The sequence below is a fragment of the Streptomyces sp. NPDC001339 genome, assembly GCF_042895955.1.
Classification (GTDB): domain Bacteria; phylum Actinomycetota; class Actinomycetes; order Streptomycetales; family Streptomycetaceae; genus Streptomyces.
Genome location: NZ_JBIAWT010000012.1, coordinates 179,772 through 201,534 on the forward strand (window position 1 = coordinate 179,772; position 21,763 = coordinate 201,534).

A 21,763-nucleotide genomic window follows, 5' to 3' on the forward strand; every position below is an offset into this window, starting at 1 on the left:
TGGCAGGTGGGCATCGTCGAGTTACTCGCAGACCTGAGCGTTCGCCGGGGCATGCGTATCGCCGCTGTCCGCGCCCAGGCCCGCGAGCAGGCGTAGCCCGTCCTCGGCGGGGCTTCCGGGAGCTGCGGACAGCACCAGCAGCTCCATGCCCGACCCATCCGGGAGTGCGAAGTTCTCCTGGTGCAGTTCCAACAGTCCGACCAGCGGGTGCCGGTACGCCTTGCATCCATGTGTACGGGCGCACACGTCCGCGCGGGCCCAGAGACGGCGGAAGCGTTCGCTGCCCATCGCCAGCTCGCCGATGAGCGAGGCCAGGCGCGGGTCCTCGGGGTATTTGCCGGCGGCCAGACGCAGGTGCCCGACCACGTCGAGGGTGCATTTCTCCCAGTCCGCGTACAGGCCGCGCTCGGCCTCCTCGAGGAAGATGTGCCGGGCGGTGTTCAGGCCCGGCATCGGCCGGCCGTAGAGGAGACCGGCAAGGCGGTTCCCGGCGAGCACGTCCATGCGGTGGTCCATGATCAGCGCGGGTGCGTCGGCGACCAGGCCGAGGACGCGCAGCAGCTCCGGCCGGACCCGCCCGCCCGGCGCCTTCGTGCGGCGGCGGCGCTGCCGGGCGAGCCGGTGGAGGTGCCCGCGTTCGGTCTCGTCGAGGCCCAGCACGCGGGCGAGCGCGTCGAGGACCTGCTCGGAGGGCTGGGTCGCGCGGCCCTGCTCCAGGCGTACGTAGTAGTCGACGCTGACTCCGGAGAGGTGCGCGACCTCTTCGCGGCGCAGCCCTTCGACGCGTCGGCGGCTGTCGACGGGGATGCCGACGGCCGCCGGATCGACCCGGGAACGCCGGGTCCGCAGGAAGCCCGCGAGATCGTCCATGTCCCCAGTATGGCCTCGGTGTTGACCGTGAAGGTGGCCCTGCCGTTACCAGGAAGTCCTGTCCGACGGAAGCCCCGTCCAGCGGAAGAGCCGTCCAACGGAAGTCCCGTCCGATGGAAGAGGTGTCCGACGGAAGAGACGTCCAACGGAAGAGGCGTCCGACGGAAGAAGCGTCCCTGAACGCCGGGCATCGCGGCGCCCAGGATCGAAGACATCCGATCCGTTCCGAAGGAGTCAAGGAGTGTTCCCGTGAAGACGCTGATCGTCTACGCCCACCCGGAGCCGAAGTCGCTCAACGGCTCGCTGAAGGACCTCGCGGTGTCCACATTGGAGAACGCCGGGCACGAGGTGCGGGTGAGCGATCTGTACGCGATGAACTGGAAGACGGCCGTGGACGCCGCGGACTACGGCCCCGACGCCTCAACTCCGCTGAAGGTCGCTCGGGACTCGGGCCGGGCCTTCGACGCCGGGACGCTCACCCCGGACGTCCTCGCCGAGCAGCAGAAGCTGCTGTGGGCCGACACGCTCATCTTCCAGTTCCCGCTGTGGTGGTACTCGATGCCCGCGATCCTCAAGGGCTGGGTGGACCGGGTATTCACCTACCGATTCGCGTACGGCGTCGGCGAGCACAGCGACACCAAGTACGGCGAGCGCTACGGCGAAGGCACCCTCGCGGGCAGGAAGGCTCTGCTGTCGGTGACGGCCGGCGGCCCGGAGTCGCATTACGCCGCTCGCGCGATCAACGGCCCCATCGACGATCTGCTGTTCCCGATCCACCACGGCATCCTCTACTACCCGGGCATCGAGGTGCTGCCGCCGTTCGTGCTGTACGGCACCGACCAGATGACCGGCGAGGACTACCGGGACGCCACCAAGGCCTGGGAGCAGCGCCTGCTCACCCTGGAATCGACCGAGCCGATCGCGTTCCGGCGGCAGAACTTCGGCGATTACGAGCTCCCCTCACTGCACCTGAAGGAGGGACTGGAGCCCGCGGGCCGCACGGGGTTCGGGCTGCACGTGCGCGACTGACCGCCGGGGCGGGGGTAGCCGGGGCGAGTTCGAGTCCGCGCTCCCCCTGCCCCTCGCCCTGCCCCTGACCCTGGTCCTGGCCCTGGCCCTGGTCCTGGTCCTCACCCTGGCCCGCCAGATTCCGCGACGGCTGACGAGCTCGTACGTGGTGAGCAGCGGTTTGCGGCGGTTTGCGGCGGCTACTGTAGCGGCGGCTTGCAGCGGCCAGCAACGGTCAGCGGCGCAGCGCTTCCGCGCCTGCATACCGGGCGCTGCTGCCCAACCCCTCCTCGATGCGGATGAGTTGGTTGTACTTGGCGGTGCGGTCGGAGCGGGACAGCGAGCCGGTCTTGATCTGACCGCAGCCCGTGGCCACCGCCAGGTCCGCGATCGTCGTGTCCTCCGTCTCTCCCGAGCGGTGCGACATGACGACGGTGTAGCCCGCCCGGTGGGCGGCGTTGACGGTGGCCAGGGACTCCGTCAGGGTGCCGATCTGATTGACCTTCACCAGGACCGAGTTGGCGACGCCGGAGCGGATGCCCTCGCGCAGGAGGGTCTCGTTCGTGCAGAACACGTCGTCGCCGGTGAGCTGGCAGCGCGCACCGACCCGTGCCGTCAGGTCCTGCCACCCCGCCAGGTCGTTCTCGGCCATCGGGTCCTCGATCGACACGATGGGGTAGGCGTCGATCAACTTGACCAGGTAGTCGGCGTGTTCGGCCGGTGTGCGCCGTACGCCCTCGCCGGTGTAGTCGTAGACGCCGTCGCGGAAGAACTCGGACGACGCGGGGTCCATGACCAGGCCGATGTCCGTGCCCGGCCGGTAACCCGTGCGCTCGACGGCGGCCACGACGAAGTCGAGGGCCTCTTCGGCGGTGCGCAGGGCGGGCGCGAAGCCGCCCTCGTCGCCGACGCCCGTGGAGTGTCCGGCGGCGAGCAGGTCGCGGCGCAGGGTATGGAAGATCTCGGACCCCATCCGCACGGCCTCGGCGAAGGTCTCCGCGCCGATCGGGGCGATCATGAACTCCTGGAAGTCCAGGGGGTTGTCGGCGTGCGCGCCCCCGTTGACGATGTTCATCATCGGTACGGGCAGCAGCCGGGCGTCGGAGCCGCCGAGGTAGCGGTAGAGCGGCAGGCGGCGGGCGGCCGCCGAGGCCTTGGCAGTGGCCAGGGAGACCCCGAGGATCGCGTTGGCGCCGAGCCTGGACTTGGCGGGGGTGCCGTCCGTGGCGACGAGGGCGGCGTCGAGGCCGGCCTGGTCCTCGGCCTCGCGACCGGTGACGGCGGCGGCGAGCTCCGTGTTGACGTGGCGTACCGCGCGGTCGACGCCCTTGCCGTGCCAGCGAGCCGGGTCACCGTCGCGGAGTTCGACGGCTTCGCGGGCGCCCGTCGAAGCGCCGGAGGGGACTGCGGCCCGACCGATGGATCCGTCCGCCAGTTCCACGTCCACTTCGACGGTGGGGTTGCCCCTGCTGTCGAGAACGCGGCGGCCGGTGACGGAGGTGATGGCGGTCACGGGAGTCCTGCCTTTCAAGGGTGGTTGCTCTGGTCATCCGTAAGACCCGTTGTCGTATGCGTGCCGGGCTCCGGCTGCTACGTGCCGGGCTGTGGCTGCGGCGACAGTGGCGCTGGACCCGGCACAGCAAAACTCTACAGCAATGCTGCGCAGCTATGCTGTTCAGTGCTGCTGAACAGTTGCACTGTTCAGCATCGCTGCGCAGTTACGCTGCGTTAAAATTCGGTATGCCCATTCCGGAATCCGCCGCCGTCGCGGCCGAACTGCGCACCGCGATGGGAAAGCTCACCCGGCGCGTGAAGCTCGAGGACCAGATGCCGCTCGGCCAGGTGGCCGTCCTCGGTGCGCTGGACCGCAGCGGCGCGATGACGACCAGCGAACTGGCGGCCGATCAGCGGGTGCGTCCGCAGTCCATGGCCCGAGCCGTCGGACTGCTCATGGAGCAGGGGCTGATCACTCGTCGGGCGCATCCGACCGACGGCCGCAAGAGCCTGGTCGAGCTCTCCTCTGCGGGGCAGGCGCTGCTGGAGGAGGAGCGGGGGCGCAGGGCCGATTGGCTTGCGCGGGCGATCGAGGCGGAATTGACGGGGGAGGAACGGGAGTTGCTGGCGCGGGGGATCGGGCTGGTGGAGCGGCTCGCGGCGCACGAGGCAGCGACCCGTGGATCAGACGACCGCTTGAGCTGATGTGGACGTACTTCCGCCGTCGTGGACGCACTTCCGTTGTCACGGCGGGGCGGACGCCCGCCCGCCCCGTAGCACTGCGCAGGCCCCGAACGTCAGCAGCCCACCGGCGAGGAAGGTGCCCCGCACGCCGGTCAGCGGCAGGATCAGTGCCCCAAGTGCGGCGCCCGCCGCGATACCGGCGTTGTAGGCACCGGAGTTCGCCGCGAGGGCGATATCCGTGCGGCCCGGTGCGCAGTGCAGCATCGCGTTCTGGGTGGTCATGAACACCGGCCCGAGTGCACCGCCCATCAGCACCAGGAACACCACCGCCCCTACCGGACGGGTGCCGGCCGCGTACAGACCGAGCATGCCCACCGCCTGTGTGGCTACGGCCGTGGTCAGAGCGGACTGCGGAAAGCGGTCCAGTATCGCGCCGGTGATGCTCGCCCCGGCCAGACACGCCACGCCGAAAGCCACGAGCAGGGCGCTGACCGCGCTCGATGAGAACCCGCTCACGTCGCCCAGGAACTTCACGATGTAGGTGTATCCCGCGAATGCCCCGGTGGCGGACAGGGTGCCGCCCGCCAGCACCGTCCAGAACCGGCGGGCGTGGGGACTGGTTCCGTAGGCGGTGGGCTCTTTTTCCGGACGCGAGGTCGGCAGCAGAACAGCGATCGTCACCAGAGAGATGAGCCCCGGAACCGCCGGCAGAGCGACCGGAACCGGCCAGCCACTCTGCCGACCCAGCCAGGTCCCGGCGGGAACACCGAGCACCAGGGCGAGCGAACCGGCGACGGACAGTGCCCCGACCACACGCCCACGGACCTCTGGCGCGAACAGGCCCACCGCGACCGGCCCCATCACAGCCCAGAACAGCGCCTGGCCGAGCGCGGTCAGCAGCCGCGCCACAAGGAGCAGCCAGTAGGAGGTAGCCAGCGCTGCCATCAGACTGGACACGACGAGCGCGGCCAGAAGTCCCGTGAGCACATGCCGCCGGGGCACAGCCCGCATGACGTGGGCCAGCGGTACCGACGCAACGGCCACCGTCACGCCGTAACCGGTAACCAGGAGACCGACCGCCGGCACCGACACCCGAAGGCTTTCAGAGATGAGCTCCAGGAGGCCGATCGGCAGGTTCTCCGCAGTGTTGAAGGTGAAGGCGGCCAGCATCAGGGCCACGAGCACCGCCGGTCCGTGCCAGGGAGCCGGTTGTCGACCGGCGATCGCAAGGTCTCTTCCCGCCCTCGCCCGTTGCTCCTGCTCCTGCTCCATGGCGCCGTCCATGGAGGTACCCCACAGAGCTCACCGACCCCGCCGCAACCCCATTCACCTGCCGTGCGCCATCACGACAAATACCTCAAATACCTCGCCGACATGACAGTCGGCGTGACGAGCCACTCGCACGACCGCAGCGCCGCAGCCCCACAGCGCCGCAGCCTCACAGCGGAACCACTTTTGCTAGCGGTTGCTTGCAATAGTTAGCACGAAGGGGCAGTATCGACACATGGCATCACTCAACGTCGGCAATCTCGGCGAGTTCCTGCGGGAGCAGCGGCGCACGGCGCGGCTGAGTCTGCGGCAGCTGGCGGATGCCGCCGGGGTGTCCAATCCGTACCTCAGCCAGATCGAGCGCGGGCTGCGCAAGCCGAGCGCGGAGATCCTGCAGCAGCTCGCCAAGGCGCTGCGGATATCCGCCGAGACGCTGTACGTCCAGGCCGGAATTCTGGACGAGCGGCGGGGGCTGGACGGAGTCGAGGTACAGACCGCGATACTCACCGACCCGGCGCTGAACGAGAGGCAGAAGCAGGTCCTGCTGCAGATCTACGAGTCGTTCCGCAAGGAGAACGGGCTCGTCGGCGGCGGCAAGGACGGCACTGCGAGCGGGCGTGAGGACGAGCGGGGAGACGGGAGCGGCCCGGATTCCCGCGAGGCACGCGGCACGGACTCCCGTGAGACAGAGGCCGACGGCGGCCCGCACGCCACCTGAGCAACCAAACCGTTTCCAGGAGGAAGAACGCCATGGCCATCACCACCGATGACCTCCGCAAGGCCCTGACCGACACGACCCCGCTGTACGCGCTGGTCGGCGGCTTCGACCTGGCCACCGAGAAGCTCGCCGAGGTGCCGCAGCTCGTCAAGAAGGTCCAGGCCGAGGCGCCCAAGCGCTTCGAGTCGGTACGCAGCACCGATCCCAAGGACATCCAGGCACTGGTCGCCAAGCAGGCCAAGGAGGCCAAGGAGAAGCTGGCGGAGCTGCGGGACTCGCTCGACGGCGACTTCAAGAAGTTCCGTGACCGCGCGCAGGAGCTGACGCTGCAGGGCGTGGGCCGGGTCGCCGAGGGCGCCGTACAGGTCCGCGAGGGCTATGAAGGACTGGCCGAGCGCGGACGGAACGCAGTGGAGACCTGGCGCAGCGACGCCGCCGACCGCGGCGAGGAGGGCACGGTCGCGGTCGAGCCGGGGTCGAAGCCGGCCGCCGCCGAGGGCAGCGCCGCGACCGAGGTCGCCAACGGGGCCAAGGCGGAGTCCAAGGCAACGCCGTCGACCCAGGGTCGGAGCCAGGAGCAGGCCCCCCAGGCCCAGAGCTCGGCCCAGAGTCAGAGCCAGGCCAAGGCGGCCGCGGGGAAGAAGCCGGTCGCGCAGCGCAAGCCGGCCCCGGCGAAGAAGAGCACCCCGCCCTCCACGAAGTGACTCGGATCACTCTTCACTGACGGCGCCGCATCAGCCGAGAGCGCCGGTTCACCGGCCGGGCCGGGCACACTGGACGTGCCCGGCCCGTTGTCCGGGTACGGTCCCGTTGTCCGGGTACGGTGGGGCCGCACGGACGACGACGAGCTGACGAGTACGAGACAACTGGCGAAGACGAGAAGACGAGACGAACGGCGAACGGGCGGTGGATGGCGTGCTGATTTACGGGTTCCAGAGCATTCTGAGCTGGGTGCAGCTCGGCCTGGGGGTCTATGCCGCCGTGATGCTGATCGATGCGGCGGTGCGCCGTGAGGACGCCTACCGCGCCGCCAACAAGCAGACCAAGGGCATGTGGCTGGTGTTCCTCGCCATTGCCACGGCCCTGCTGTTCATCCTGCCGGTCATGTCGTTCCTGCCGATCATCGGCATCATCGCGGTGATCGTCTACACCGTCGATGTGCGGCCGGCACTGCGGGAGATCTCCGGCGGCAGCGGCCGGTGGCGCGGCGGCTCCAGCTCGGACGGACCGTACGGGCCGTACAACGGCGGGCGCTGAGCCGGGCGGCCCCTAGGGGACGGTCGAACAGATCCCCTAGGGGATGCGAGGGCCCCCTGCGGGGCCACAACGTTGGTGCGGTGCGCGGTATTCCGGGAGCGGGTGCGCAGTATTCCGGGAGCGGCGGCCGTGGTGCGTCGTAGTGCGCCGTGGCGCGGAATCGGTGCGGCGGGTGGGTTGCTCGGTGCTCCGGTCAGGGGTTGTTCTCGGTGCTCCCGTCAGGGGCTGTTCTCGGTGCTCCGGCCAGGGGCTGTTCTCGGTGCTCCGGTCAGGGGTTGTTCTCGGTGCTCCGGTCAGGGGCTGTTGTGTGGGGTGGGGTTCTGGGTGGGGCGGTCCAGGAGCAGGACGGCGACGTCGTCGGTGAGTTCGCCGCCGTTGAGGTCTTGAACCTCCTGGACCGACGCTTCCAGCAGGGCCTCGCCGCTGAGGCCGAACTCCATCTGGCGGCTTACCAGTTCGGCCATCCCCTCCTGGCCGAGGCGCTGGTTGCCCTGGCCGATGCGGCCCTCGATCAGGCCGTCGGTGTACATCATCAGGCTCCAGGCGCTGCCCAGCTCGACCTGCCGGCGCGGCCAGCGGGCCTGGGGCAGCAGGCCGAGCGCCGGGCCGCCGAATTCGTACGGCAGCAGCTGGGGGCGCTCGCCGGCGCGGGCCAGCAGGGGGGCCGGGTGGCCGGCCAGGAAGAGGCCGGCGTGGTGGCCGTCGGCGGAGATGTCGACGGTGCAGAGCGTCGCGAAGATCTCGTCGTCCCCGCGCTCGTGCTCCAGCACCTTCTGGAGGGTGGCGAGCAGTTCGTCGCCGGACAGCCCGGCGAAGGTCAGCGCGCGCCAGGCGATCCGCAGCTCGACGCCGAGAGCGGCCTCGTCCGGACCGTGGCCGCAGACGTCGCCGATCATCGCGTGGACGGTGCCGTCGGGGGTACGGACGGTGTCGTAGAAGTCGCCGCCGAGCAGTGCACGGCTGCGGCCCGGCCGGTAGCGGGCGGCGAACCGCAGGTCGGAGCCGTCGAGCAGCGGAGTGGGCAGCAGGCCGCGTTCCAGGCGGGCGTTCTCCTGGGCCCGCATCCGGGACTCGGTCAGCTGGCGCTGTGCGAGGTCGGCGCGTTTGCGTTCGACGGCGTAGCGGACGGCGCGGCTGAGCACCGCCCCGTCCAGCTCGTCGTGGAAGAGGTAGTCCTGGGCACCGACGCGGACGGCGTCGGCGGCGCGCTCGGCATCGGTCTCGCGGGTGAGGACGAGGACGGCGTGCGAGGGGGCCATCCGCAGGACGTCGCGGAGAATCCCCAGCTCGTCGGCGGAGGCATCGGCCTGGCCCGGGGCACCCGGGCTGCCTGAGCGACCCGGGCTGCCCGGGTCCCGCTCCGGTTTGTCCGTCCGGGCGACCCGTTCGGCCCAGGCGGCCCAGTCGGCGCGGTCAGCACGTTCCGTACGGTCAGCACGGTCCGTACGGTCGGCGGCGCGCTCGGCCGGGGGCAGGTCGAGCAGGATGCAGTGCACATCGTCGGTGAGCAGCCGCTCGGCCTCGGTGAGGTTGCGGGCGGTGCGTACGCGCGCCTTACGGCCCGCCCAGTCCCACATGTCGGGAACGTGACTGTTGGGGTCCTCGCCGATGAGGAGCAGCGTCAGGCCCTGCGGGACCGGCGGCGCGGGGTCGTCCGAAAGTCGCTGCTCGCCGGGCTCTGTACCGGGTGTGCCGGGCCCCGTACCGGGCGTGCCGGCCTCCAGGCCCGGCATGCCGGGCGCCTTGCCCGGAGCGTCGGCCGCCTTGCCCGGGGCGTCGGCCGCCATCCCGGGGCTGTCGGCAACCGTGCCCGGGATGCCCTCGGCCGTGTCCGGCGTACCGGCGACCGTGCCCGGCGTACCGACGACTGGCGCGGTGTCCGCGCAGGCGTCGTACGCCGGTCCTGCCAGCCGCGGCGACTCGGCCGACCGCTGCTGCGGTACGGGTACGGGCATCGGTCTGCTTCCTTCCCTCCCCCCGAGGGGCGTGATGAGGCGCTGATCGGCGCACCACCGTGCCGGGTCACATCGCTCAGGTGGGTCTTGGGTCAGTCTTGGATCAGTGGACCAGTCGGCCGGTAGGCGGATGGCCTGCGGCCGGTGGCCGGCGGCCAGTAGGTCGTGGCCGGTGGCCGGTGGGTCAATTGAGCGGGCGTGTTCCAGGCACTGACAGGCGACGATAGCGCCCGTACGGAGAGGGAGGGAATGGCCGACGGCATTCGGCCACCGTCATATGCCGCACTCAATAAGCCATTTGACCTGGGGCGGGCAAAATGGGGAATGACGAACATCACCCCGCTTGAGTGCATTCCGCTACACCACGACAACCCACGGATAGCAAACAATCCGGTCATTTATCGCCGGAGTGATCTGCGTCATTGTGTCAGCGGTCACCATCAGGTCCGTCTTTGTCGGACAGGTCACCATCGGGGCGTACGACGCCGAGGATCGGCATCGAGCCGGCGCCGGCGATCGTCACCTGCCGGCCGGGCCGCGGCGCGTGCACCATCGCGCCGTCGCCGAGATACATCCCGACATGGCTGGCATCGGAGAAATAAATGATCAGGTCGCCCGGCCGCATATCCCGTAGGGCGATGTGCGGCAGCCGCCGCCACTGTTCCTGCGAGGTCCGCGGAATCGTCCGGCCGCCGTGCTGCCAGGCCCGCAGGGTCAGCCCGGAGCAGTCGAAGGTGTCCGGCCCCTCCGCGCCCCAGACATAATCCTTGCCGATCTGTGCGGTGGCGAACGAAATCGCCTTCTTGCCCAGCGCCGACGCGCTGTCGCTGATGTCTTTCAGGGCACCCGAGTCGAGCCACTTCTGCTGCTGCCGGAATGCCTCTTCATCCTCCAGCTTCCGCAGCCGGGACATTTCCTTGGCAGCCAGCCGGGATTCCAGCCGCTTTGCCTCGTCGATCTTTTTCTCGATGTCCCGCCGGGCGTTTTCCTGCTTCTTGCGATGTGCCTCCAGCTGCTCCCAGCGTTCGGTGGCGGAGTGCGAATAGCTCTCCAAGTCGCCCTTGAGATTCACGAGTTGATTGACCACGCGCTTAGCGGCGAGCTGCCCCTTCCGGGCCAGCGTGGCATTGTCGAGGAAGGCCTCGGGATCGGCGTCGAGCACCAGTTTCGCTTCGACCGGCAGCCCGCCGCCGCGGTACTGGGCGCTGGCCAGCACCCCCGCCTGCTGCTTGAGGGCGGCCAGCCTGCGCTGGGTGCTGTCGATGCCGCGGGCCAGCTTGACGATCTCCTTCTGCTGGCGCTCGACCTGTTCCTCGGCGGCGTTGTAGGCGTCGGTGGCCTGCTCGGCCTTGCGGTAGAGGGCGTCGATCTTCTTGCGGACGTCGTCGAGACGCCGCGCGTCGGAGTCCGGGGCCGGGGGCCTGGTGTCGGTTCCGGTGTCGGTTTCGGTATCGGTCCCGGTGCCGGGCGCGGCCGTGGGGCCGTCGGCGTAGGCCGTACCGGCCGTGGCGCCGAGCAGACCCGTCGCACACAGGACGACGGCGATGCAGGTCAACAGCCGGGCCGCCCGGCCGCCGCGGACGCGAGGTGCACTGTCCGTGCGATATGAGCCGTGTGTGGGATATGAGCCGCGTGTGGGATGTACGCCGCATACACGGTCCGCACCCGCCGCATCTCCTGCGTCTTCTACGTCTCCCCCGTCTTGCACATCTCGCACGTCTCCCCCGTCTCGTACACCCCGAACGCCCTGCCGTGCCCCCTGGCTCCCCACCAGCCACCTCCGGTCGTTCCGCACCGATTCGCGTCGTATTCGCGTCGTATCCCCGCGCGGATGCTGCCATACCGATCAGTCATTCGACAGAGCGACGGGCTCTTTAGTACGAGCGGGCGAACAGTTCTCACCCCGCTCTCATCCCGTACTCATCTGACGGACGAGGTTCACCTCGCGTTCACTCTCCTCCATCGGCTGCTTCACCTGATCTGCCTAATTTCGGCCGTACCGAGTGCGCGCCCTGCCCACGGAGCGAGCGCGACGCGGCTAGCTGGCACCGCGCCCCCACAGCGGTCACCACCCGTAACAAGCACCGCAACACGACCGCATCACCACCCATCACCCCTCAGCACGCCGACCACGCGGCGCGCCCCAGGAAGGAATTCCCGACAGTGAAGCTTCAGCGCAAGAACCGGGTTCGCGCCCTCTCGCTTGGCGCTCTGGCCGTCACCGGTGCCCTGGCCCTGACGGCGTGCGGCTCCGACGACACCACCGGCGGCGGTGGCGGCAGCTCCGCCAAGGCGTCGGACATCAAGTGCGAGGGCAAGGGCAAACTGCTCGCGTCCGGCTCGTCCGCGCAGAAGAACGCCATGGACGCCTGGGTGCAGGCCTACGCCGGCGCCTGCAAGGACACCGAGATCAACTACCAGCCGACCGGCTCGGGCGCGGGTATCACCACCTTCCTGCAGGGCCAGACCGCGTTCGCGGGCTCCGACTCGGCCCTCAAGCCCGACGAGGTCTCCAAGTCGAAGCAGGTCTGCAAGGGCGGCCAGGCCGTCGACCTGCCGATGGTCGGCGGCCCGATCGCGGTCGGCTACAACGTCCCCGGTGTGGACAACCTCGTCCTGGACGCCCCGACCCTCGCGAAGATCTTCGACTCGAAGATCACCAAGTGGGACGACGAGGCGATCAAGAAGCTGAACCCGGACGCCAAGCTCCCGGACCTCAAGATCCAGGCCTTCCACCGCTCCGACGACTCGGGTACGACGGACAACTTCACCAAGTACCTCAAGGGCGCCGCCCCCGCCGACTGGAAGTACGAGCCGTCGAAGAAGTGGGAGGGCGCCAACGGCCAGGCCGCGTCCGGCTCCGCCGGTGTCTCCTCGCAGGTCAAGCAGACCAACGGCGCGATCTCCTACTTCGAGCTGTCCTACGCGACCTCCAACAAGATCCCCACGGTCAAGCTGAACACCGGCGCCAAGGATCCGGTCGAGGCCACCGTCGAGAACGCGTCCAAGGCCATCGCCGAGGCCCAGCAGGTCGGCAAGGGCAACGACCTGGCCCTGAAGCTCAACTACGCCACCAAGGCCGAGGGCGCGTACCCGATCACCCTGGTGACGTACGAGATCGTCTGCGACAAGGGCAACAAGGCCGAGACCCTGCCCGCCACCAAGTCCTTCCTGACCTACGTCTCCAGCAAGGACGGCCAGAACGCCCTCAAGGAACTGGGTTACGCCCCGCTGCCCACCGAGATCGCCGCGAAGGTCCGCTCGGCCGTCGCCTCGCTCTCCTGACGAACCCCGGGCGGCGGCCGGGCCCCTTCCCCGGCCGCCGCCCGTCCGGTGCACCGCCGCACCAGGAGCCCTCACCGGCTCCGCAGACCGGAGAATTCATGACCCACGCCTCCCCGATATCCGACAACCCGCCCGCGCCGGCGGACGACGCCGACCGTCCGTCCGTGTCCGGCAAGGCCGTCCACCCCGGTGACCGGATCTTCCTCGGGCTCTCCCGGGGCTCGGGCATCGCCCTTCTCGTGATCATGGCCGCCATCGCGGTCTTCCTCACCTACCGGTCCGTGATCGCCATCTCCGGCGACAAGGCCGACTTCCTCACCACGCTCGAATGGAACGCCGGCGGTACGGAGCCGAAGTTCGGCATCGCGGTGCTCGCGTTCGGCACCCTCGTCAGCTCGGTGATCGCGATGGCCCTCGCGGTCCCGGTCGCGGTCGGCATCGCGCTGTTCATCTCGCACTACGCACCGCGCAAGCTGGCCTCGCCGCTCGGCTACGTCATCGACCTGCTCGCCGCCGTGCCCAGCATCATCTACGGCCTCTGGGGCGCGCTCTTCCTCGTCCCGCACCTGTCCGGCCTGTACAGCTGGCTCAACGACTACCTGGGCTGGACCGGCGTCTTCAGCTACTCCCAGGGCGCCGCCCGCTCACTGTTCACCGTCGGCGTCCTGCTCGCGATCATGATCCTGCCGATCGTGACCAGCGTCAGCCGCGAAGTCTTCCTCCAGGTCCCCAAGACCCACGAGGAGGCCGCGCTCGCGCTCGGCGCCACCCGCTGGGAAGTCATCCGCATGGCGGTGCTCCCCTTCGGCCGCTCCGGCGTCATCAGCGCGTCCATGCTGGGCCTGGGCCGCGCGCTCGGCGAGACGATGGCCGTGGCGACGGTCCTCTCGCCCAGCTTCCTGATCAACGCCAGCCTGCTGGATCCGGGCGGCGGCACCTTCGCCCAGAACATCGCCAGCAAGTTCAGCGAGGCTGACCAGTTCGGCCAGGACGCCCTGATCGCCTCCGGGCTCGTCCTCTTCGTGATCACGCTGCTCGTCAACGGCGCGGCCCGCCTGATCATCGCCCGCCGCAAGGAGTACTCGGGAGCCGCCGCGTGACCGTCACCACAGAATCCCGGCTGCGCTCCGAGAGCCGCACCGCGGTCTCCCTCAAGCAGGCCCGGCTGCCCCGCTGGGCGGCACCGGCCCTCGCGCTGGTCGCGACCGGCACCGGCTGCGGCATCGGGCTGGCGGCCGGCCTGGACAGCAGGATCCAGTGGGGCCTGATCGCCGCGCTGCTCTTCCTCCTCGGCACGTTCGCGCTGAGCACGGCCGTAGAGGGGACCCGGCAGGCCAAGGACCGGCTGGCCACCAGCCTGGTCTGGGTCACCTTCCTGCTCGCCGTCGTCCCGCTCGCCTCCCTCCTCTGGGAGACCATCGCCCGCGGCAGCAAGGTCCTCGACGGCTACTTCCTCTCCCACTCGATGGGCACCCTCCCGGACGCGATGCCCGGCGGCGGTATCTACCACGCGCTCATCGGCACCCTGGAGCAGGTCGGCCTGGCCACCCTGATCGCGGCGCCGGTCGGTCTGCTCACCGCGATCTACCTCGTCGAATACGGGCGCGGCCGGCTCGCCAAGGCCGTCACCTTCTTCGTCGACGTGATGACCGGTATCCCCTCGATCGTTGCCGGCCTGTTCATCCTCTCCGTATGGATCCTGATCCTCGGCTTCGGCCCGTCCGGCTTCGCCGGTGCGATGGCCCTGGCGATCCTGATGATGCCGGTGGTGGTCCGCTCCACGGAGGAGATGCTCAAGCTCGTCCCGAACGAACTGCGCGAGGCCTCACTCGCCCTCGGCGTCCCCAAGTGGCGCACCATCCTCAAGGTCGTCCTGCCGACGTCGATCGGCGGGATCACCACCGGCGTGGTGCTCGCCATCGCCCGTATCACCGGTGAGACCGCGCCCGTGCTGCTCCTGGTGTGGGGCGCCAAGACGATCAACAACAACCCCTTCGAAGACGCCCAGCAGTCACTTCCGCTGTATGTGTTCCAGCAGTGGCAGCAGGGTTCCGAGGCCTCCTACGACCGCGCCTGGGCCGCGGCACTGGTCCTCATCGCCTTCGTCATGATCCTGAACCTGGTGGCCCGCGGCATCGCCCGCTGGAAGTCCCCCAAGACCAGCCGCTGACCGGCCGGCGACAGAAAGAAGCAGTGATTCCCATGGCCAAGCGCATCGACGTCAGCGGCCTCTCCGCGTACTACGGCGGCCACAAGGCCATCGACGACATCTCGATGACGGTCGAGCCGCGCTCCGTGACGGCGTTCATCGGCCCGTCCGGCTGCGGCAAGTCGACCTTCCTGCGCACCCTGAACCGGATGCACGAGGTCACGCCCGGCGGCCGCGTCGAGGGCAAGGTGCGGCTGGACGACGAGGACCTCTACGGCTCCGGCGTCGACCCGGTGGCCGTCCGCCGCACCGTCGGCATGGTCTTCCAGCGCCCCAACCCGTTCCCCACGATGTCGATCTTCGACAATGTGGCGGCCGGACTGCGGCTGAACGGCTCGTACAAGAAGAGCGACCTCAAGGACATCGTCGAGAAGTCCCTCAAGGGCGCCAACCTCTGGAACGAGGTCAAGGACCGCCTGAACAAGCCCGGCTCGGGCCTCTCCGGCGGCCAGCAGCAGCGGCTGTGCATAGCCCGCGCCATCGCGGTCGAGCCGCAGGTGCTGCTGATGGACGAGCCCTGCTCGGCGCTCGACCCGATCTCCACCCTCGCCATCGAGGACCTGATCGGCGAGCTGAAGGAGCGCTTCACGATCGTCATCGTGACGCACAACATGCAGCAGGCCGCCCGGGTCTCGGACCGTACGGCGTTCTTCAACCTCGCGGCCGTCGGACAGCCCGGCAAGCTGATCGAGATCGACGAGACCGAGCGGATCTTCTCCAACCCCTCGGTCCAGGCCACCGAGGACTACATCTCCGGCCGCTTCGGCTGACCGGCGTCGGCTGCCGGACGCGGGGACCGGCGGCGGCCGGACGCCGGATCAGTGGCGGCCGGACACAGGCGTCCTGCGGTGCTGCATGGCGGTGCCACCGCAAGGCGAAGGGCCCGCCCTCCGGGAAGGAGGGCGGGCCCGTTTCCGTGCCGTCTGTGCGGGACGGCCGTCAGCCGAAGGCCAGCAGGACGAGCCAGTACACGAGCGCCGCGACCAGCGCCGCCGCCGGCATCGTGATGAACCACCCCGTCACGATGTTCTTGGCGACGCCCCAGCGCACCGCGCGCGGGCCCTTGGTGGAGCCGACGCCCATGATCCCGGAAGTGATGACATGGGTCGTGGAGATCGGCGCGTGGAACATGAACGACGCGGTGTACATGACCGAGGCGGCCGTGGTCTCCGCGGCGAAGCCCTGCGGCGGGTCCAGCTCGATGATCCGCCGGCCGAGGGTGCGCATGATCCGCCAGCCGCCGGCGTACGTACCGAGGGAGAGGGTGAGCGCACAGGCCAGCTTGACCCAGACCGGGATGGCCGCGCTCTGCTCCTCGACATCGGCGATGACCAGCGCCATGACCACCACACCCATGGTCTTCTGGGCGTCCTGCAGACCGTGGCCGAGCGCCATACCGGCCGCGGAGACGGTCTGCGCTATACGGAAGCCCCGCTTGGCCTTGTGCGGATTGGCCCGGCGGAACATCCACAGGATGACGACCATGACCAGGTAGCCGAGCACCAGGCCGATGATGGGGGAGATGAACATCGGCAGGACGATCTTCTCGATCACCCCGGACCAGATCACCGTCGTCCCGCCGGCGAGCGCGGCGCCGACCATACCGCCGAACAGGGCGTGCGAGGACGACGAGGGCAACCCGAAGTACCAGGTGACCAGGTTCCAGACGACCGCGCCGACCAGCGCCGCGAAGAGGATGCCCATCCCCTTGCTGCCATGGGGAGTGGCGATCAGCCCCTCACTGACCGTCTTGGCGACGCCGCTGCCGAGGAAGGCACCGGCGAGGTTCATCACGGCGGCCATCGCCAGGGCGGCCCGCGGGGTCAGCGCGCGCGTCGAGACCGAGGTCGCGATCGCGTTCGCGGAGTCGTGAAAGCCGTTGGTATAGGTGAAACCGAGCGCGACCGCAATGGTCACGACGAGTGCGAAGGTGTCCATGGCCGGGGCTCAGGACTCCTTGACCGCGATGGTCTCGACGGTGTTGGCGACGTGCTCGAAAGCGTCCGCCGCCTCTTCCAGGATGTCCACGATCTGCTTGAGCTTGAGGACCTCGATGGCGTCGTACTTGCCGTTGAAGAGGTGCGCGAGCAGCTTGCGGTGGATCTGGTCGGCCTGGTTCTCCAGTCGGTTGACCTCGATCCAGTACTCGGTGAGGTTCGCCATCGTGCGCAGATTCGGCATCGCCTCGGCGGTCAGCTCGGCCGCCCGCGCCAGCACCTCGATCTGCTGCTCGACGCCCTTGGGGAGCTCCTCGATCTTGTAGAGGACGACCAGGTCGACGGCCTCCTCCATGAAGTCCATGATGTCGTCGAGCGACGAGGCGAGGTTGTAGATGTCCTCGCGGTCGAACGGCGTGATGAACGAGGAGTTCAGCTGGTGGAAGATCGCGTGGGTGGCGTCGTCTCCCGCGTGCTCGGCCGCGCGCATGCGCTCGGCGATCTCGGACCGCGCGGAGGCGTCCGCCCCGAGCATTTCCATCAGGAGCTTGGAGCCGGTGACGATGTTGTCCGCAGAGGCGGCGAACATGTCGTAGAAGCTCGTCTCCCTGGGGGTCAGACGAAAGCGCACGTGAAATCCTCGGGGTGCATCGGATTCGGTCGAGTTGATGCTAGGCGCATCATCCGGCCACTGCTAACCGGCATTCCCTCAGTGTCGCCGATGGGGGACCATGCTCTGCACGGGGTACCGCCAGTGCCCCGAAATTCGATAACATATACCCGCTAGGGGTATATGGATCGCCTAGATTCCAGGGGAGACGGCCATGACGACCATGGACGCCGACACCACCGGCAACACCGCAGCCGCCGCGGCCAGCCACGCCCCGCAACCGAAAACCGACCCCCGAGGCGAAGCCCAAACCGTGACCGATACCGCAGAGACTCCCCCGGCCACCGGCGTCCACGGCTACGCACAGCAGAAGGACGCACACCTCAAGCGACTGCGCCGGATCGAGGGCCAGATCCGCGGACTGCAGCGGATGCTCGAAGAGGACGTCTACTGCATCGACATACTCACCCAGGTCTCGGCGAGTACGAAGGGCCTGCAGTCCTTCGGTCTCCAGCTCCTGGACGAGCATCTGCGGCACTGCGTCGCCGACGCCGCGATCAAGGGTCCCGAGGCCATCGACGCCAAGGTCCAGGAGGCGACGAAGGCGATCGAGCGGATGCTGCGCACCTGACGTCCTCGGGTGCTGGGCACTTGACGTCCGCGGGTGCCGCGCACGTGACGTCCTCGGGTGCCGCGCACTTGGCGTCCGGCGGCCGCGCCGGCCGCTATGCGGACTCGGGCTCGGACTCCGGCTCACCGGGCTCCCCATCGCGGCCCCCGTCCCCGCTCTCGTCCTCGTCCCCGGCCCTCCGCTCACCGCCGCCCCCGGCACCGGCCACGGCCAGCACCTCGTCGATACGAGCCGGGCTGAGCCGGTCCTCGCCGGCCGCCGCGGCCGCGATCATCAATTCAGCGGTCAGGTCGATCTCGACGAGGGCTATGTGGTCCTGAACCGTCGTATGGCGCTGGCCGGCCACGTACCACACCTCCTCCTTCGAGCGCCTTCGCACGCCCTGGTGGTCAACGCCAGCGTAAGGACGGGCGCGCGCCGCGCGCATGGCACGGAAGGACCATTTCCGGGTGGCGCCTCCCTACGGGGCGGAACCCCCACTACGGGGCAGCGGGTCCCGGCGAGACCGCGGATCCCTGCGCGGCGGAGGATTCCTGCGCGGCCGCCGATGCCTGCGGGGCGGCAGATTCCCGCGAGGCGGCGGACGCCTGCGGGGCGGCGGACGCGATCTTCCCCGTATAGATGTCCCGCCGGTCCGGCAGCCGCACCGCCACCCGTGTGCCGAAACCGGACAACGCCGTCGTGGAGGTCACCGACGCTCCTTGGGGCGCGCCGTTGGCGAAGTGGAAGCGGAGGCGCACCTTGCGCAGCCGCCCCGCCGCGTCGAGGTACGCGTCGAACGGCACCAGGGCGGTGGTGAACCCTTTCTCCGCGACGGCCAGCACCCGACCGGTGCGCGGCGACGCCACCCGGGCCGCCGCCCCGATGTCCGCCGTACCGCGGTAGTGCCGGACCACCACACCACCGTCCAGCCGCTCCTCGCCCAGGTACGTCACCTCCCGCGCGCCGCGCAGCAGTTCCGCGGCGGCCAACGGGTCGGTGGCACCGCCGGTGACCAGGTTGCCGTCGGCCAGCGAGACCGTCTCCACCCGCACCCACTTGTCGGCGGGCACCCCCGCCCCGCGGTTCTTCATGAACAGCGCGCCGGGCGCGAGGATCTCGGTGATCGGCTGACGGCCCCCGCCGGGCCCGCCCGCCGGATCGGGCAGCACCACCCGCAACTGCCCGCTGCTGGTGGTGAAGTCATAGCCGCCGGTGCCCCGGATGGCGAGGCGGGTGCCGCCGCTCACCGTCTCCAGGGCGGTACGGACCACGGCGGAGCGGGCCCGCATCAGGGCGTCGGCGCTGTCGCGGACGCGCGTGGCGGCCGCGTCGGCGGGCCGGACGGACGGCTCCTGCTCGTCGGCCGCGGCACCGTCCGGGGAACAGCCCGTCGCCAGCAGTCCCATCGCCAGACCCGTCCCGCACGCCACGGCCACGGCCGCCGCGCCGCCCCGTCTGCCCTGCACCACCATCGCGTACGAGCCCCCTCGGCCGCTGTCTTCGGAACCGGCCTGGGCGACCGGTCCGCTCGGGAGGGTCGAACGTTCCGCCCACACCGCATCTGACGTTCACCGCACCTGACGTTCCGTCGACCGATCCGTTCAACGACCGTTACGAAGCCTCGTCACGCAACGCCATCCGGGACACGTAGCGTGGACGCGTGCCCGACCAGCCCCCTCACACACCTCCGCACACACCCCCTGACAGGACCCCTGGCAGGACCCCTGACAGGACCCCTCATACGGTCTCCACCACCGAGCGCGGTTCCTTCTGCACGGCGCACTGCGACTGCGGCTGGCGGGGCCCGGCCCGCCGCGCCCGCTCCCAGGCGCGCACCGACGCACATCGCCACCTGGAAGAGTCCGAAGCAGAGTCCGGCCCCGGCCCATCGGACGGGCGCTAGGAATCGGCGAGTAGGAATCAGCGAGTAGGAATCGGGAAGTCCGTTCCGGGAACCCCCAACGCCCGTACGCCATCTGGGTAGTGAGAGAAGCCACGGCACCGCGTCGGCACGGAATGGCAAGAGCAGAATCGGACAGTTCCGGACAGCGCGGCGCTTGCCGGGCAGAGCGGTCCGCGGGGGTGTACGCGGCGCGCCGCCCCGGTGTCGTGGTTCCCGCACGACATCGACCGGCACGACATCGAGGGGACTCATCCCAGTGAAGCGGCGCACACTCCTGCAGGCCGGCACCGGACTGGCGGCGACCTCGGTCGCCGTGGCCACCGGCTGCGGCACCACGACCGGCCGGGCGGCCGGGGCGTCCTCCGCCGCCGGGGCCGCGGGCGGCGGAACCGCACAGGCCACCACGGCGTCCCACGCTGCGGGCCGCGCCACCGAGGCCGGCTGGACCGCGCTCGGCAAGAGCCTGGACGGGCAGTTGATACGGGCCTCGGACGCCGCGTACGCGGCCGCCCGCCGCCTCTACAACACCCGCTACGACACACTGAAGCCGTCGGCCGTCGCGTATGTGAAGCACCCGTCGGACATCGCCGAATGCCTCGCCTTCGCCCGGCGCTACGAAACCCCGGTCGCCATCCGCAGCGGCGGCCACTCCTACGCGGGCTGGTCCAGCGGCAACGGGCGGCTCATCATCGACGTCTCCGCCCTCGCCAAGGTCGGCGCGCCGTCGGGCGGGATCACCCGCATAGGGGCCGGCGCCAAGCTCATCGACGTGTACCAGGGGCTGGCGGCGCACGGCGTGACGATACCCGGGGGCTCCTGCCCCACCGTCGGCATATCCGGCCTCACCCTCGGCGGCGGCCACGGCGTGGTCTCCCGCGCCTACGGCCTGACCTGCGACAGCCTGGTCGGCGCCACCGTCGTCACGGCCGACGGCAAGACGGTCGACTGCGAGGCCAAGCACCACTCCGACCTGTTCTGGGCGCTGCGCGGGGCCGGCAACGGCAACTTCGGTGTGGTCACCGAGCTCCGCTTCCGTACGCATCCGGCGCCGCGCGCGGTGATGGCGTACCTGACCTGGCCGTGGGCCAAGGCGGCGAAGGTGGTGGACTCCTGGCAGAAGTGGGGGCCGGTGCAGGCCGACGAGATCTGGTCCGCCTGTCACCTCGACGCCCGTCCCGGGGGCACCCCCGGCGTCTCCGTGGCCGCCTTCTCCCTGGGCACGAAGGACGACCTCCAGAACGCCCTCGACAAGCTCGCCGACCAGCCGGGCGGCCCCGGCCCCGCCAAGAGCGTCCGTGTCACGCCGATCGGCTACCTGGACGCGATGGAGTCCTATGCGGGCTGCTCGTCCAAGTCGTCCGCGCAGTGCCATACGCCGGGTTCGCTGCCCGGGCAGAACGGCGCCGGGAAGCTGGGCCGGGAGACGTACGCGGCCCGCTCGCACTTCTACGACCGCTCACTGCCGACGGCCGGCATCCAGGCCATGCTCCAGCAGATCGAGCGCGGTGGCCGCCAGGGCGTCGCCGGCAATGTGGCGCTGACGGCGCTGGGCGGTGCGGTCAACCGGGTCGGCCGTACCGACACCGCCTTTGTGCACCGCGGATCGCGGTTCCTCGCCCAGTACCTGGCGTCCTGGCCGGAGAAGGGCTCGCCGGGCTCCCGCACGGCATGGCTGAATGCGTTCCATGACGCGATGCGCCGGTACGCGTCGGGCGCCGCGTACCAGAACTACACCGACCCCGGCCTGACGGACTGGAAGTCCGCCTACTACGGCGCCGCCGCCGACCGCCTCGCCCAGGTCAAGAAGGCCTACGACCCGCAGCGGCTGTTCAGCACCTTCCCGCAGGCGCTCTGAGGCCGGGCGGGACGCGGCGACGGCCGGCACGGCGGACGGCCCGGACCCCACAGGGCCCGGGCCGTCCGGTCAGTCTTCCTTCAGTTCTTGTGTCGT

At 69.8% G+C, this 21,763-nt stretch carries 20 protein-coding genes; 11 read left to right on the plus strand and 9 right to left on the minus strand.

Annotated elements, in window-relative coordinates; all coding sequences use genetic code 11:
* Positions 1-21: 21 nt before the first annotated feature.
* Positions 22-870, minus strand: coding sequence for a helix-turn-helix transcriptional regulator (locus ACFY12_RS30185; RefSeq protein ID WP_390719095.1), 849 nt, complete (start codon positions 868-870; stop codon positions 22-24).
* A gap of 249 nt (positions 871-1,119) precedes the next feature.
* Between ACFY12_RS30185 and ACFY12_RS30190 the strand changes: the two genes are divergently transcribed.
* A complete protein-coding gene (locus ACFY12_RS30190) occupies positions 1,120-1,899 on the plus strand; it encodes an NAD(P)H-dependent oxidoreductase (protein ID WP_390719096.1) in 780 nt (259 codons plus the stop codon).
* A gap of 214 nt (positions 1,900-2,113) precedes the next feature.
* On the opposite strand, the gene eno is transcribed toward ACFY12_RS30190, so the two are convergent.
* Positions 2,114-3,391, minus strand: coding sequence for a phosphopyruvate hydratase (eno, locus tag ACFY12_RS30195; protein WP_390719097.1), 1,278 nt, complete (start codon positions 3,389-3,391; stop codon positions 2,114-2,116).
* 227 nt (positions 3,392-3,618) lie between these two features.
* Between eno and ACFY12_RS30200 the strand changes: the two genes are divergently transcribed.
* On the plus strand, positions 3,619-4,077 hold the full coding sequence (locus ACFY12_RS30200; RefSeq protein ID WP_390719131.1) for a MarR family winged helix-turn-helix transcriptional regulator: 459 nt from the start codon (positions 3,619-3,621) through the stop codon (positions 4,075-4,077).
* Positions 4,078-4,116: 39 nt separating this feature from the next.
* On the opposite strand, the gene ACFY12_RS30205 is transcribed toward ACFY12_RS30200, so the two are convergent.
* A complete protein-coding gene (locus tag ACFY12_RS30205) occupies positions 4,117-5,226 on the minus strand; it encodes an MFS transporter (protein WP_390719132.1) in 1,110 nt (369 codons plus the stop codon).
* 334 nt (positions 5,227-5,560) lie between these two features.
* Between ACFY12_RS30205 and ACFY12_RS30210 the strand changes: the two genes are divergently transcribed.
* The 3 genes from ACFY12_RS30210 to ACFY12_RS30220 all read left to right on the plus strand — a co-directional run bounded on the left by ACFY12_RS30210 (position 5,561) and on the right by ACFY12_RS30220 (position 7,300).
* Positions 5,561-6,043 carry a helix-turn-helix domain-containing protein gene (locus ACFY12_RS30210; RefSeq protein WP_390719098.1) on the plus strand — a complete coding sequence of 161 codons (483 nt, stop codon included), beginning with the start codon at positions 5,561-5,563 and terminating at the stop codon, positions 6,041-6,043.
* 32 nt (positions 6,044-6,075) lie between these two features.
* On the plus strand, positions 6,076-6,747 hold the full coding sequence (locus tag ACFY12_RS30215; RefSeq protein ID WP_390719099.1) for a hypothetical protein: 672 nt from the start codon (positions 6,076-6,078) through the stop codon (positions 6,745-6,747).
* A 211-nt stretch (positions 6,748-6,958) separates the two neighbouring features.
* The gene (locus tag ACFY12_RS30220) at positions 6,959-7,300 is read left to right on the plus strand and encodes a DUF2516 family protein (protein ID WP_390719100.1); all 342 of its coding nucleotides are present in this window, start codon (positions 6,959-6,961) and stop codon (positions 7,298-7,300) included.
* A 293-nt stretch (positions 7,301-7,593) separates the two neighbouring features.
* Here ACFY12_RS30220 and ACFY12_RS30225 read toward each other — a convergent pair whose 3' ends face one another.
* Entirely contained in the window at positions 7,594-9,255 is a 1,662-nt protein-coding gene (locus ACFY12_RS30225; RefSeq protein WP_390719101.1) for a SpoIIE family protein phosphatase, read from the minus strand.
* Between the two features lie 427 nt (positions 9,256-9,682).
* Positions 9,683-10,810: an NlpC/P60 family protein gene (locus tag ACFY12_RS30230; RefSeq protein WP_390719102.1), complete on the minus strand. Its 1,128-nt coding sequence runs from the start codon at positions 10,808-10,810 to the stop codon at positions 9,683-9,685.
* Between the two features lie 608 nt (positions 10,811-11,418).
* Here ACFY12_RS30230 and pstS point away from each other — a divergent pair.
* The 4 genes from pstS (at position 11,419) to pstB (ending at position 15,519) form a co-directional block, all read left to right on the plus strand.
* Complete coding sequence (gene pstS / locus ACFY12_RS30235) at positions 11,419-12,540, plus strand: phosphate ABC transporter substrate-binding protein PstS (protein ID WP_390719103.1); 1,122 nt, start codon at positions 11,419-11,421, stop codon at positions 12,538-12,540.
* A gap of 98 nt (positions 12,541-12,638) precedes the next feature.
* Entirely contained in the window at positions 12,639-13,640 is a 1,002-nt protein-coding gene (gene pstC, locus ACFY12_RS30240) for a phosphate ABC transporter permease subunit PstC (protein WP_390719104.1), read from the plus strand.
* Positions 13,637-14,710 carry a phosphate ABC transporter permease PstA gene (gene pstA / locus ACFY12_RS30245; RefSeq protein ID WP_390719105.1) on the plus strand — a complete coding sequence of 358 codons (1,074 nt, stop codon included), beginning with the start codon at positions 13,637-13,639 and terminating at the stop codon, positions 14,708-14,710. Before pstC ends, pstA begins: the two co-directional genes overlap by 4 nt.
* Positions 14,711-14,742: 32 nt before the next feature.
* On the plus strand, positions 14,743-15,519 hold the full coding sequence (gene pstB, locus ACFY12_RS30250) for a phosphate ABC transporter ATP-binding protein PstB (protein ID WP_390719106.1): 777 nt from the start codon (positions 14,743-14,745) through the stop codon (positions 15,517-15,519).
* 169 nt (positions 15,520-15,688) lie between these two features.
* Here the strand turns inward: pstB and ACFY12_RS30255 are convergent, their stop codons facing one another.
* Both ACFY12_RS30255 and ACFY12_RS30260 read right to left on the minus strand, forming a co-directional pair.
* A complete protein-coding gene (locus tag ACFY12_RS30255) occupies positions 15,689-16,687 on the minus strand; it encodes an anion permease (RefSeq protein ID WP_390719107.1) in 999 nt (332 codons plus the stop codon).
* A gap of 9 nt (positions 16,688-16,696) precedes the next feature.
* Positions 16,697-17,317 carry a DUF47 domain-containing protein gene (locus ACFY12_RS30260; protein WP_390719108.1) on the minus strand — a complete coding sequence of 207 codons (621 nt, stop codon included), beginning with the start codon at positions 17,315-17,317 and terminating at the stop codon, positions 16,697-16,699.
* A 193-nt stretch (positions 17,318-17,510) separates the two neighbouring features.
* Between ACFY12_RS30260 and ACFY12_RS30265 the strand changes: the two genes are divergently transcribed.
* Complete coding sequence (locus ACFY12_RS30265) at positions 17,511-17,927, plus strand: metal-sensitive transcriptional regulator (protein ID WP_390719109.1); 417 nt, start codon at positions 17,511-17,513, stop codon at positions 17,925-17,927.
* 94 nt (positions 17,928-18,021) lie between these two features.
* On the opposite strand, the gene ACFY12_RS30270 is transcribed toward ACFY12_RS30265, so the two are convergent.
* Complete coding sequence (locus tag ACFY12_RS30270) at positions 18,022-18,273, minus strand: hypothetical protein (protein WP_390719110.1); 252 nt, start codon at positions 18,271-18,273, stop codon at positions 18,022-18,024.
* 133 nt (positions 18,274-18,406) lie between these two features.
* Entirely contained in the window at positions 18,407-19,381 is a 975-nt protein-coding gene (locus ACFY12_RS30275) for a hypothetical protein (protein ID WP_390719133.1), read from the minus strand.
* A gap of 687 nt (positions 19,382-20,068) precedes the next feature.
* Here ACFY12_RS30275 and ACFY12_RS30280 point away from each other — a divergent pair.
* Complete coding sequence (locus tag ACFY12_RS30280) at positions 20,069-21,667, plus strand: FAD-binding oxidoreductase (protein ID WP_390719111.1); 1,599 nt, start codon at positions 20,069-20,071, stop codon at positions 21,665-21,667.
* Positions 21,668-21,763: the final 96 nt, after the last annotated feature.

Excerpts from the sequence above, each read along its gene's own strand:
- ACFY12_RS30185 (WP_390719095.1), bottom strand. The coding sequence starts at position 870 with ATGGACGATCTCGCGGGCTTCCTGCGGACCCGGCGTTCCCGGGTCGAT.
- ACFY12_RS30200 (WP_390719131.1), top strand. The coding sequence starts at position 3,619 with ATGCCCATTCCGGAATCCGCCGCCGTCGCGGCCGAACTGCGCACCGCG.
- ACFY12_RS30205 (WP_390719132.1), bottom strand. The coding sequence starts at position 5,226 with ATGCTGGCCGCCTTCACCTTCAACACTGCGGAGAACCTGCCGATCGGC.
- ACFY12_RS30210 (WP_390719098.1), top strand. The coding sequence starts at position 5,561 with ATGGCATCACTCAACGTCGGCAATCTCGGCGAGTTCCTGCGGGAGCAG.
- ACFY12_RS30215 (WP_390719099.1), top strand. The coding sequence starts at position 6,076 with ATGGCCATCACCACCGATGACCTCCGCAAGGCCCTGACCGACACGACC.
- ACFY12_RS30225 (WP_390719101.1), bottom strand. The coding sequence starts at position 9,255 with ATGCCCGTACCCGTACCGCAGCAGCGGTCGGCCGAGTCGCCGCGGCTG.
- pstC (WP_390719104.1), top strand. The coding sequence starts at position 12,639 with ATGACCCACGCCTCCCCGATATCCGACAACCCGCCCGCGCCGGCGGAC.
- pstB (WP_390719106.1), top strand. The coding sequence starts at position 14,743 with ATGGCCAAGCGCATCGACGTCAGCGGCCTCTCCGCGTACTACGGCGGC.
- ACFY12_RS30255 (WP_390719107.1), bottom strand. The coding sequence starts at position 16,687 with ATGGACACCTTCGCACTCGTCGTGACCATTGCGGTCGCGCTCGGTTTC.
- ACFY12_RS30265 (WP_390719109.1), top strand. The coding sequence starts at position 17,511 with ATGACGACCATGGACGCCGACACCACCGGCAACACCGCAGCCGCCGCG.
- ACFY12_RS30275 (WP_390719133.1), bottom strand. The coding sequence starts at position 19,381 with ATGGTGGTGCAGGGCAGACGGGGCGGCGCGGCGGCCGTGGCCGTGGCG.